The sequence below is a fragment of the Actinoplanes derwentensis genome (genome assembly GCF_900104725.1).
GTDB classification, from domain to species: Bacteria; Actinomycetota; Actinomycetes; order Mycobacteriales; family Micromonosporaceae; genus Actinoplanes; species Actinoplanes derwentensis.
The window spans coordinates 3,170,563-3,182,025 of record NZ_LT629758.1 but is presented as its reverse complement, the minus strand read 5'-3'; the positions used below and the strand labels follow the sequence as shown (position 1 = coordinate 3,182,025).

The window sequence follows — 11,463 nt, the reverse complement described above, 5'->3', positions numbered from 1 at the left end:
GCCCAACGGCGTACGCCACACCATGGGCAGCCCGGCTGCCGGGCCCTACGGTTTGGCAATCACTACAACCTCGGTGGGAGAACGTCGATGCGTGTCGCCGTGATCGGCGCGGGTGCCGCCGGGCTGGCCACGGTCAAGGCGCTGCTCGACGCCGGCTGCGAGGCGGTCGGCTACGAACGCGGCGACCGGCCCGGTGGGCTGTGGACCGACACCTACGCCTCGCTGCATCTGAACACCAGCAAGGGGCGCACCGAGTTCGCCGACTTCCCGATGCCCGCGGACTGGCCGGACTATCCGTCGGCCGAACGGGTCGCCGGTTATCTGGCCGACTACGCGGACAAGTTCGGGCTGCTCCAGCACATCCGGTTCGGTCACCGCGTCGACCGGGTGGAACGGGACGAAGCCGGGTGGACGGTCGACGGCGAACGTCACGACGCGGTGATCGTCGCCAACGGTCACAACTGGTATCCGCGGCAGCCCAGCTGTCCGGGGACGTTCGACGGGGTGCAGATGCACGCCCACGACTACCGGACCGCCGATGTCTTCCGGGACCGGCGGGTGCTGGTGGTGGGGATGGGCAACTCCGCCATGGACATCGCCGTGGACGCCTCGTACACCGCCCGCGGTCCGGTCCTGCTCTCCGCCCGGCACGGCGTGCACATCGTGCCGAAGTACCTGTTCGGGCGCCCGGCCGACGCGACCGCTGCCGCACTCGCCGGCCTGCCCTGGCGGCTGCGGCAGCGGATCGCCGAGACCATGCTGCGGCTGGCGGTCGGCACTCCGCAACGCTATGGGCTGCCCGCGCCCGCCGGTGGGCTGCTGCAGAACCACCCGACGGTCAGTGACACCATCCTGCACCGGCTCACGCACGGTGAGGTGCTGCCCCGGCCGGGTCTCGAACGCCTGGACCGCGACCGGGTGGTGTTCACCGACGGTGACAGCGAGAGCGTCGACCTGATCGTGTGGGCCACCGGCTATCGGGTGCACATCCCGTTCCTGTCCGAGCGCTGGCTCGGGCCCGACCCGGAACGGCTGCCACTTTACCGGCGGGTCTTCCACCTGGACGACCCGACGCTGGCGTTCGTCGGCCTGATGCAGTCCACCGGATCAGCTTTTCCGGTGGTCGAGGCACAGGGCAAGCTTGCCGCGGCCTACCTCAGCAAGGCCGTTGATCTTCCGTCCGCCGCCGATCGGAAACGCGACGCCGACCGGGCACTGCGCGCCGCCGTCGACCGGTGGGGCGAACACGGCCGCCCGCACCTGCGCATCGACTTCGATCAGTATCTAGCTTCGATCAGTGTCTAGCCGAGATCGCCCGAGGAGCCCCGAGATGAACACCCGCCGTGACCCCCGCGGTATGCGAGTCCTGGTCACCGGCGCGTCCGGGACGTTCGGCCGGGCCGTCTGCACCCGGTTCGACCGGCTCGGCGCCCGCGTCGTCGGTCTCGACGTGGCACCCCGCGTCAACGACCCGGTCGAAGTGCTGCCCTGTGACATCACCGACGACACCGCCGTGCCCGCGGCCGTCACCGAGGCCACCGACCTGCTCGGCGGCCTCGACCTGCTGGTCAACAACGCCGGAGTCGGCGGCCCGGCACCCGCCGAACTGCCACCCGGCGACGAGGTCCGCCGCCAGCTCGACATCAACCTGCTCGGCACCTGGCGTGTCACCGCCGCCTGCGTCGGCCCGCTGGTCGCCTCCCGCGGCCGGATCGTGATGCTCAGCTCCCGGATGGCGGTCATGCAGTTGCCACTGGCGGCCGGCTACGGCGCCTCGAAAAGAGCATTGGTGGCGTACGCCGACGCACTGCGCCTGGAGATCGGCACTCATGTCGGCGTGACCTGCGTGTACCCCTCCGCGGTGCGCAGCCCGATCCACGCCTCCACCGCGGCGGCCGGGCTCTCGCTGGAGGGCCTGAGCCGGTACGAGCCGCTGGACGGTGTGGTCGACACGGTGCTCCGGGCCGCCCTGAGCCACCGTCCGTACCGTGACCTGGCCACCACCCGGCGCGGTGCCGTCGAGTTCTTCCTGGCCCGGCATTTGCCCGCACTCACCGATCGGATCGTCGCCCGGACCCTGGCCGGCCGGGTCCGGTCCGGAGCGTTCCACGACTCCTCGCTGGCGGCCGGGGTCGTCAGCAGGAACTCGTGACGGTGCGGCGCGGCGACCTGGTCGCGTACGCCACCGGATCCGTCGGGATGGGTGTCTGGGTCACCGTCCCCGGCCTCCTGCTGCTCTACTTCCTCACCCACACGCTCGGTGTCCCGCCGCTGCTGGCCGGCCTGACCCTGCTGCTGCCGAAGATCATCGACGTGATCGTGCACCCCTACCTCGGCAGCCGTTCCGACGCCGCCGCCCGCCGTACCGGGCACCGGCTCGGCCTGCTGCGGTTCGGCCTGCTGCTCGCGGTCGCCATGACCGGGATGTTCACCGTCCCCGCCGGTCTGTCCGGAGCCTCCGCGGCGCTGTGGGTCGGCGGCTGGTTCATCGCCGGGAACCTGCTCTTCGCCTGCTTCCAGGTGCCCTACCTGACCACGCCGTCCGATCTGCGGGTCGGCTATCACGAACGCACCCGGGTCTTCATGTTCCGGATGTTGTTCCTGACCCTCGGACTGCTCGGCGCGGGAGTCGCCGCGCCCGCGCTGGTGGCGGCCGGTGGGCGCGGCGACTACACCCGGATGGCACTACTGCTGTCCGGGGCGATGGTGGTGTCCGGACTGGTCGCCGTCACCGGGGTCCGGCGGCTCACCCGCGAGGTGGGCATCCGCACACCCGACGCGGACACCCACTCCACCCTCGCCGACGTCCGGATCGCCTGGCGGGACCGGGACTTCCGGGCACTCGTGCTGTCGTACCTGTTCACCGGCACGACGACCCACCTGTTCCTGGCCGCGCTGCCGTTCTACACCGAACACGTCTTCGGCGACCCGGCGCTGACCGCGGTCTTCATGGGTGCGTTCCTCGGCCCGGCCGTCATCGCCGGCCCGGTCTGGCTGGCGGTGTCGCGTCGCATCGGCAAACAGCGCGGGCTGCTGATCTCCCAGGCGGTCTTCGTGGCCGGCTCGCTGGCGCCCCTCTCCAGGTACGGGGTGGCCCCGGCCGTCATCGTCACGGTCTTCCTCGGGATCGCCTTCGCCGGCCTGCAGTTGTTCGCGTTCTCGATGGTCCCCGACGCGGTGGCGGCGGCGTCCGCACGAGCCGGCTCCTACACCGGTGTGTGGACGGCGACCGAGGCCACCGGCACCGCCATCGGCCCGTACGTCTACTCGGCGGCCCTGGCACTCGGCGGTTTCGCCGCCACCACCGAAGGCCAGACCGTGACCCAGACGGCATCCGCCCGCACGGCCCTGCTGCTCGGCTTCACCGTGATCCCGGCGGCCCTGATGGCGGTGGCCCTGACCTTCCAGCTCCGCTGGACCCTCGACCGCAGCATCCCCGCCGAGCCGGAGACCCACCCCGCGTGACCGGTCCGGACCTGCCGATCATGGCCGGGCCCGGATCGCTGTCCTCGCCTCTTCGATCTGCCGCACGATGGCGTGGGCCTGCTGGAACCGGGCGATGGCGCCGGCCTCGTCCAGGATCGCGGCGGCGTCGGCATGGCGGTCCTGGCCGACGGCGATGTAGGCCAGCCCGACCATGTTGGCGGCCACTCCCGGCAGCGCACCGATCTCGCGGCGCAGCCGGGTCGACTCCTCCAGGTGCTCGCGGGCCTCGTCCAGGCGATCGGCCATGTGCGCCGAGATGCCGAGGTGCCGCAGCGCCTCGGCCTCGGTGTGCTGGTCACCGGACTGTGCGGCCAGGCTGCGGGAGTGCTCCAGATGCGGAACGGCGGTTCTGTCGTCGCGCCGGATGACCTGATGCACACAGCCGATCCAGAACGCGGCCTCGCCCTCACCGCGCACGTCGCCCAGCGCCTGGTACAGCTCGGCCGCACGCTCGAACAACGGCATCTCGCCCGGATCCTCGACAGTGGCCTCGCCGTCGGCCCGTTCGGCCAGGAACCGGGCGTGCAGGATCCGCCCGCGAGCCAGCGCGGTGTCCGCCTCCAGCGCGTCCAGGCCCCGCCCGGCGTCGGTCAGGCCGCTGACGTCACCGCGATAGACGGCTTGCTCGTACGCCGTTCTGGCTCGTTCGATCCGCATCCGCTTCCCCCGTTCACGTGCTGGATTCGCATCCTAGTCCGAAGTGGGCGGCCGGGGTGTGGTCGAGACGGGCGGCGGCGTCGCGCAGCAGGCGGGCGGTGTGGCGGCGGACCGGGCCGGGCGTCGGGTCGGCGATGATGGGGGCGTCGGGGAGAGCGGAGTGACTGATACAGGTGGCGGATTCGCGCAGCATCGGCAGGATCAGATCGAACATGGAGACGTCCTCTCGCATGATGCTGGTTAAGATGGTTTAACTGGAAGCCTACCCCCTAAACTTACTTTGGTGGAAGCAATGCCGGATTTCCCCCCGCTCTACGGAGCCCACCCGTGCCTCGACTTCGCCAACACCGTCGACGCCCGGGGTGAGCCCGTGCACGAGGAGCACCTGCACGACTATGCCGATCTGGCGACCTGGGCGGCGTACGCCCAATGGGTCGACCCCGGGATCGCCCGCAGCCTGACCGCCCGCGCCGAGGCACAGCCCTCTGCCGCGCAAGCGTCCTATCGAGCCGGGATCGCGGTGCGCGAGGCGATCAACCGCGTCTTCGCCGCGCTGTCCGGTGGGGAGCCGCCGCCGTCCGGGGACCTGGCGGAGATCCAGCGGGCGTACGCGTCCGCGATGGCCGCCGCCCGGCTGGAAGCCCACGGCGACCGATTCGGCTGGGCACTGCCAGACGGCGACCTGGACCGGGTCTGGTGGCCGGCCGCACTGGCCGCGATCGAACTCCTCACCGCGGGCCCGGCCGGCCGGGTGAAGACATGCGCCTCCACCCTCGGCTGCGACGGCCTGTTCCTGGACACCAGTAAGAACAACTCGCGCCGCTGGTGCCGGATGGAGGACTGCGGCACCGAGGCGAAGATCCACCGCCAGACCGACCGCCGTCGTGCCGCCCGCCGCTGACGGAGTTCTCAAGTTTCGCCCGGCCCGGCCGACGGTGGGGGGCGACAGCCACAATTCTGGGGGTGCGAAGCGATTGATGGACAGCGCAAGCCCGGCTGATCTGCTGGCGCGTGCCGTCGTGCACTTCGATCGCTCGGAGACTGTGGCGGCACGAGACCTGGCACTGGCGGTCGCCGGCAGCGGTGTGCCCGCGCTCCGGGCGCAGGCGCTGACCTTGGCGGTCAAGTGCCATCAGGTGCTCGACGAGCTGGTCGAGGCGCTGGCCCTGGCCGCGGAGGCGTTCGAAGTCTGCTGGGCGATCGGCGACACGGCCAGCGAGGCGGTCGTGCACGCCACGGTCGCCCGGATCCTGCTGATCACCTCCGACCCGGTGAGCGCGACGGCGGAGATCATGACCGCGCTGGAGGTGGCCGAGGCCAGCGGCGATCTGACCGCGCTGACGGCGGCCACCGCCATCGCCGGAGTGGTGTACTACTACCTGGAACAGTTCGACCACTGTTTCGAGTTCTGCGAGCGGGCCGCCGAGATGGCCCGGCTGCTCGGCGACGACAACACCAACGGCGCCATGATCGACACCATGGCCTGCGCCAACATGTGCCTGGCCGAGAACGCCCGCAAAGCCGGTGACGAACCCGCCGCCCTGGCCCTCAGCGCCATCGCCCAGAGCCAGTCACGGGAGGCGCTCAGCGTCGCCCGCCGCACCGGCCACCGCCGGCACGAGGTGACGGCGATCGGCAACCTGGCCGAGAGCCTGGCCTTCTGCGGCCGTGCGGACGAGGCCCTGGAGATGCTCAGCGAGTGGCGGATCGAGCCGGCCCGGGACACCCCGTCGATCCTCACCCACTACTTCGCCACCCACGGCACCATCTGTCTGGCCGGCGGCCGTGACGAGGAGGCCATCGGTCACCTGCGCGCGGCACTGGAAGTGGCGGAGAGCAAAGCCAGTGAGATGACCGCGGCGATGCACCTGGCCGACGCCTACGAACGGCACGGTGACCTGCGGGGCGCGCTGGACACGTACAAGATCTATCACTCGCTCTCCAAAGCCGTCGCGTCCGAGGCGGCCCAGCGCAGCGGGCACATCGCGGTCGTCCGCATGGACACCACGCGCGCCAAGGCCGCCGCCGAGGAGGAACGGGCGCGCGTCACGGCGTTGCAGCACGCCAACCGGGAACTGCTCCGGCAGAGCCTCGAGGACCCGCTGACCGGCCTGGCCAACCGCCGGCACCTGGACGAACTGATGGCCGAAGGGTTGTCCGGCCGGGGGATCCTCCTGGTCGACGTGGACCACTTCAAACGGGTGAACGACGACCATTCGCACATGGTCGGCGACCAGGTGCTGCGACTTCTCGCCGGCCTGCTGCGCACCGCCTGTCGCAGTCAGGACACGGTGGTGCGGTTCGGCGGCGAGGAATTCGCGGTCCTGCTGTCGAACTCGGATCTGCCGGACGCCACCGTCACCGCGCAGCGCCTGCGCGCGCAGGTGGCGGCCTACGACTGGGACTCCGTCGCGCCGGGCATCACGGTCACCGTCAGCATCGGCCTGGCCATGGGCGACGAGTCCGCCGACCCGGGGGTGGTCCTCGCCCGCGCCGACGAACGGCTCTACGCCGCCAAACACGCCGGCCGCAACCGGGTGCACGGCCCGGCCCCGGCTGTCCAACCAGCGATATAGACCGGGGTCCGGCCGTGGAGGGATCCGCGGGCGCTGCCCGGCGGCCAGACTGCTTCCCATGACGACGATCGAAGAGACAGACAAAAGGCAGACCCGGCGGCGGTACGAGGTGGCCGGCTGGGTGGTGGCGATCGTGGCCGGCGTAGTCCTGCGGTTGCTGGGCAACACCGAACCGGCACTGGATCACTGGTACGTCCAGTTCGGCGCCCTCCTGCTGATCGTGGCCGCGTTCGAGGTCTTCGCCCACACCCGGACCTGAGTGTTCCTCAGCGTCGTCCAAGCCGTGTCTCGGAGACTGCGACCATGGTCGATCAATTCATGAGCAGCGATGTCCGGGCCCGGTTCGCCGCGCCCGCCTGCCAGACCGGATACGTCCTGGTCCACCTGGTGGGCGATCCACGGCACCCCGCGTTTCTTCAACGGCCAGGAATCGTATTTCCCCGGCGGCTGGGTTCCGGTGGCGCTCGGCGTCCTGGCCTTGGCCGGGTGCTCCGTCGCAGCGGTCGTCGCCGGCCGTGCGGTGCACGACAAGGTTCGCTACGTGCTCGCGGCCTTCACCGCCGTCGCGGGCGCCGCCCTGTGGGTGTACTCGTTCCTGTTCCCGGTGATCGTGGTCGCGCTGCTCTTCGAGGGCGCCGGGCCCGGCATGGTCGCCAGTCTGCTGGCGACCGGCGCCGGAGTCGGCGGTGGACTCCTCTGCCTGCTCGTCGCCGCAGCCGAGCGTCGGCGGGCCGCGCGTCCCTGCGAAGCGTGCGGGCGGGTCCACGGCAGATCCCCGGAGAGCCGGGAGGCGCGGGCACCCGGATGGGCTTTCGCGGGCGCCTACCTGGCCGTCGCCGGATTCGTGGCCCGGATGAGCGTGTGGCTGGCCGACACGCTGGCCGGGCGGTGGCCGTCCGCGGCGAGTGACATCTCGTGGACCGCGCTGACGGTCTTCATGGTGCTGATGACCCTGGCCGGCACCCTGTTGCCGCTGGCTCTGGCACACCGCTGGGGCCGGCTGTGGCCCGCCTGGGTGTGGCCGGTGCGGGGCCGGGCCGTGCCGCGGTGGCTGGTTCTCGGCACCGGCCTGTTCGTCGGAACGAGCCTGACCGCCTACTTCGGTATCGCCGGGATGACCGCCTGGATCCGGGGCAGCTTCGGCGGCGCCTTCCTCCCGTTGCTGCTGGAGATGGGCGGCTACACACTCTGGGGTGCCGGCCTGCTGGTGGCGTCCGCGTCGTATTACGCGATGACACGTCCCCCGTGCCCGCGAACAGTCCCGCAACGGGTCTCACTGCCACTCTGAGCTCCGGAAGTCTTGGCAATCCGCTCGCGCTGCCGATAATGGGCCAGTGAGCGGTTCACTGGGTACCGGCTCGATCCCGTCGGCCACGCAGCCGGCTGTCGCCGCCCGTTCGGTGCCGGAGATCGCCGCGGAGATCCAGTCGCTGGAGTTCCGGTTCGGCACCGACGGCTCCCACGTGCTGGCTCGCGCCGTCGCACTGGCCGCCGAGGCCCGGGCCCGCGCCGATCACCCGCTGTATCTCTGGGCGCGCCTGCTGGAGGCCAACATGCGCCGCCGGTCCGGGGAACTGGCGGTGGCGGCCGGCATCTGTTCGGAGGTGAACGCGTGGGCGCGGGAACGGGAGCACCGCCCGCTCCTGGCTCGCAGCCACCAGCAGCTGTCGATCATCCACGGCAACCTCGGTGACATCGCCGCCGGTCTGGAACACGCGGTCCGGGCGGTGGAGGCCGTCGACGACGACACGTCGCCCCGGGCGCGCGGGGTGATCCTGCTGCGGCTGGCCGACGTGCTCGCCGAGGGTGGGTCGCCGGACGCCGCCCGCACCCGGTACGGGCACGCCGAACAGGTCGCGATCGGGGCCGCCGACGTCGAGTTGCGCCTGGTGGTGCTGAACAACCTGGCGTACGCCGAACACCTGGCCGGTAACAGTGAGCAGGCCTGGGAGGCGATCCAGCGGCTGCGGACGGTGACCGAGGCGACCGGCGGGGACCTGTCCCCGGACGCGCTCGACACGATGGCCATGATCCAGATCGCGCGCGGCCGGTACCCGGAGGCGGCCCGGATCGCCGTCGGTAACGTCGACGCCTACGCCAGTGCCGGACCGGACGACGCCGACGGTCTGGCCGAGTTCCTGCTGACCCTGGCCATCGCGCAGCGGCACCTCGGGGACCAGAGTGCCGCACAGGACGCGCTGGACCGCTGCGCCACGATCTGTGAGGAGCGGGAACTCGCCGGAGTCCGGGTCCGGGCGCTGGAGGAGCAGGCCGAACTCCACGCGGCCCGCGGTGATCACGCGCGGGCGTTCATCGTGCACAAACGGTTCCACGCGGCCGAACGGGAGCTGCATTCCCAGCAGCGGGACGCGCAGGCGCGGGCCCGGCACGCCGTGTTCGAGACCGCCGAGGCCCGCCGGGAGGCCGAACGTTTCCGGGAACAGGCCCGCCGGGACCCGCTGACCGGGCTGCCGAACCGGCGGTACGTCGACGAGCACCTGCCGGTCCTGCTGTCCGCCGGCGGTCCGATCGTGGTCGCGCTGGTCGATCTGGATCACTTCAAACGGGTCAACGACCTGTGCTCGCACGAGATCGGCGACCGGGTCCTCACCGTCGTCGCCGGCCTGCTCACTCAGGCGGCCCGCTCCGGCGGGTTCGCCGCGCGACTCGGCGGTGAGGAGTTCCTGCTGGTCCTGACCGGGGCCGGCACCGCCGAAGCGGCACCGGCCCTGGAACGGTTCCGGCAGTCGGTCCAGGACCATCCGTGGTCGCAGCTCACCGGCAACCTGCCCGTCACCGTCAGCATCGGTGCGCTTCAGTCAGGGCCGGCGGACACCCAGACGATGGTCCTCGCCGCCGCGGACCGGCTGCTTTACGAAGCCAAGAACTCCGGCCGGAACCGCTGCGTCCTCTGACGGTCAGCCACGCCGCCACTTCTGGTTCAGCGTGCCGGCGCACTCCCACAGCTGGAGCCGGGCGCCGTCGTTGCCGTTCCACTCCGAGATGTCCACACACTTGTTTGCTTGCGGGTTCACCAGGTCACCGGCGGCGCTGAGCACCCACTGCTGGGCCGCGTTCCCGCTGCAGGTGGCGATCTGGATGACCGCGCCGTTCGCCGTCGACCCCCACGCCACATCCAGGCACTTGTTGTTCCCGGTCCGCAGGGTGCCGCCGGTCGCCTCCCAGCGCTGTGCCGCCGAGCCGTTGCAGTTCCACATCTGCGTCGGTACGCCGTCGGAGAAGTCGCCGTTCGGGACGTCGAGACACTTGTTGTTCCAGTTGCTGATCAGGGCGGAACCCGCATTGCCACCGGACGTGGTCAGCGACAGGCCGTACACCTGAAGGATCTCGTTGACCGGCTGGAACCACATCGTGCCGCCGGAGGTGCAGTCGCCGGTGCCGCCGGACGTGACACCCTGCGCCTGGTTGCCGGAGATCCACGAGCCACCCGAGTCACCCGGCTGCGCGCACGCGTTGCTGCGCGACAGCCCGGAGACCGAACCCTGCGCGTAGTTGATCGTCTCGTTCCTGCCGAGCAGCGTGCCGCAGCGCCAGCCGGTGGTGCGCCCGGACCGGCAGATCGAGCTGCCGATCGCGGCCTCCTGCGAACCCGACACCAGGACGTTGCCGCCGGAGTAGTTGTTCACCCAGGGCTGCGAGACCCAGTTCGCGTTGGTACGGACCCAGGCGTAGTCGTTGCCGGGGAAGCTGGAGCCGGCGAACGTACCCTGCGCCACGTTGTTGAAGCCCAGCGTCGGGCTGCCGGTGCCGCCACAGTGCCCGGCGGTGACGAAACCACCCGCGACCGCGAAACCGACCGAGCAGAGCGTGTTGCCGTTGATGACGTACTGGTCGCCGCCGCGGGTGTCGTACATCGGCTCCGGCCGTGCGGCGGCGGTCCGGATCGTGACCGCACCGGCCCCGCTGGCGGCGGCGAACCGGCGGGCGTCGGCCTCGGCACCCGGCTGCACCGTGACGACGACACTGTTGGCGGCCGGATCGACGAACCAGCCACGTACGGTGCCCGGTGCCGCCGCACCGTTGCGGTCCAGGGTGGCCCGGGCGGTGTCGAGGGAGCGCTCACCGCGTGCCACGATCGTCGGGACGGCGCCCTCCGCGCGTACTCTCGCCGCGTCTTTCGCCCTGGTCACGGCCACGGTGAGCCGGGTCGCGCCGGCGGCGATCCAGGCCCCGCCGAAGCGGTCGCCGAGTTGTGCGCGCAGCCGCTGCTCGACGGCCGGCGCCGCTGCCTCGGTGGCGAGCCGGCGGTGGATCTGGGCGTCGTCGAGTCCGAGGTCGCGGCGCAGCGCCGCCATCATGCCCGGTGCCAGCCCGAGGTCGGCGGGCGCGGCTTGCGGTGCTGGTTTCGGGGCCGCGTGACCGGCGACCGGGTTCATGGTTGCGGTGGCGAGTGCCGCCGCGCCGACGGCGAGTGCGGCGGCGAGGGTTCGGGGCATGCGGGGGCCTTTCGCGCACGGGCCATCACACGTCCGGGGGTGCCGGGACGTGGCGGTGGCCACTGGGGATGGGCGAAGAGAGCGCTCTCGCAGGGATTCTCGACGATCGATACAAAATCGTCAACAAACTTCACTGAAGCGAATGGCCGGCCGAACCGGCGCCGGGTTCGTCCAGTGCGGTGGCCGCGTAGGAGTGTCGCCCCGGCGCCGGGGGCCTGAAGGCTCGGGAGAGTTCGCGGAGGTCTTGCCGAAAACGTTTTCGGCGCGCATGTTGATTGATATCACTC

11 protein-coding genes are annotated in these 11,463 nt (G+C 71.2%); 8 read left to right on the top strand and 3 right to left on the bottom strand.

Annotated features, from left to right (window positions below; all coding sequences use genetic code 11):
- Positions 1-87: 87 nt before the first annotated feature.
- The 3 genes from BLU81_RS13990 to BLU81_RS13980 are packed head-to-tail and all read left to right on the top strand — an operon-like array spanning position 88 to position 3,465.
- Positions 88-1,305 carry a flavin-containing monooxygenase gene (locus BLU81_RS13990; RefSeq protein WP_092544921.1) on the top strand — a complete coding sequence of 406 codons (1,218 nt, stop codon included), beginning with the start codon at positions 88-90 and terminating at the stop codon, positions 1,303-1,305.
- Positions 1,306-1,330: 25 nt separating this feature from the next.
- A complete protein-coding gene (locus tag BLU81_RS13985; protein ID WP_231954507.1) occupies positions 1,331-2,152 on the top strand; it encodes an SDR family NAD(P)-dependent oxidoreductase in 822 nt (273 codons plus the stop codon).
- On the top strand, positions 2,149-3,465 hold the full coding sequence (locus tag BLU81_RS13980) for an MFS transporter (RefSeq protein WP_092544917.1): 1,317 nt from the start codon (positions 2,149-2,151) through the stop codon (positions 3,463-3,465). The genes BLU81_RS13985 and BLU81_RS13980 overlap by 4 nt, the downstream gene beginning before the upstream one ends.
- Positions 3,466-3,483: 18 nt before the next feature.
- Here BLU81_RS13980 and BLU81_RS13975 read toward each other — a convergent pair whose 3' ends face one another.
- Positions 3,484-4,143 carry a tetratricopeptide repeat protein gene (locus BLU81_RS13975; protein ID WP_092544915.1) on the bottom strand — a complete coding sequence of 220 codons (660 nt, stop codon included), beginning with the start codon at positions 4,141-4,143 and terminating at the stop codon, positions 3,484-3,486.
- 13 nt (positions 4,144-4,156) lie between these two features.
- The gene (locus BLU81_RS13970; RefSeq protein ID WP_092544913.1) at positions 4,157-4,357 is read right to left on the bottom strand and encodes a hypothetical protein; all 201 of its coding nucleotides are present in this window, start codon (positions 4,355-4,357) and stop codon (positions 4,157-4,159) included.
- A gap of 78 nt (positions 4,358-4,435) precedes the next feature.
- On the opposite strand from BLU81_RS13970, the gene BLU81_RS13965 reads away from it, so the two are divergent.
- From BLU81_RS13965 to BLU81_RS13945, 5 genes are all read left to right on the top strand, one after another.
- Entirely contained in the window at positions 4,436-5,044 is a 609-nt protein-coding gene (locus BLU81_RS13965; RefSeq protein ID WP_092544911.1) for a CGNR zinc finger domain-containing protein, read from the top strand.
- A gap of 76 nt (positions 5,045-5,120) precedes the next feature.
- Positions 5,121-6,719, top strand: coding sequence for a tetratricopeptide repeat-containing diguanylate cyclase (locus BLU81_RS13960; RefSeq protein ID WP_092544909.1), 1,599 nt, complete (start codon positions 5,121-5,123; stop codon positions 6,717-6,719).
- 58 nt (positions 6,720-6,777) lie between these two features.
- Positions 6,778-6,978 (top strand): hypothetical protein, encoded by a 201-nt coding sequence (locus BLU81_RS13955; RefSeq protein WP_092544907.1) that lies wholly within the window; start codon positions 6,778-6,780, stop codon positions 6,976-6,978.
- A gap of 69 nt (positions 6,979-7,047) precedes the next feature.
- Positions 7,048-8,007, top strand: a complete 960-nt coding sequence (locus tag BLU81_RS13950; RefSeq protein WP_092544905.1) for a hypothetical protein — start codon at positions 7,048-7,050, stop codon at positions 8,005-8,007.
- Positions 8,008-8,053: 46 nt separating this feature from the next.
- Positions 8,054-9,634: a tetratricopeptide repeat-containing diguanylate cyclase gene (locus tag BLU81_RS13945; protein ID WP_092544903.1), complete on the top strand. Its 1,581-nt coding sequence runs from the start codon at positions 8,054-8,056 to the stop codon at positions 9,632-9,634.
- Between the two features lie 3 nt (positions 9,635-9,637).
- Here BLU81_RS13945 and BLU81_RS13940 read toward each other — a convergent pair whose 3' ends face one another.
- A complete protein-coding gene (locus BLU81_RS13940) occupies positions 9,638-11,176 on the bottom strand; it encodes a ricin-type beta-trefoil lectin domain protein (RefSeq protein WP_197686226.1) in 1,539 nt (512 codons plus the stop codon).
- Between the last annotated feature and the right edge of the window lie 287 nt (positions 11,177-11,463).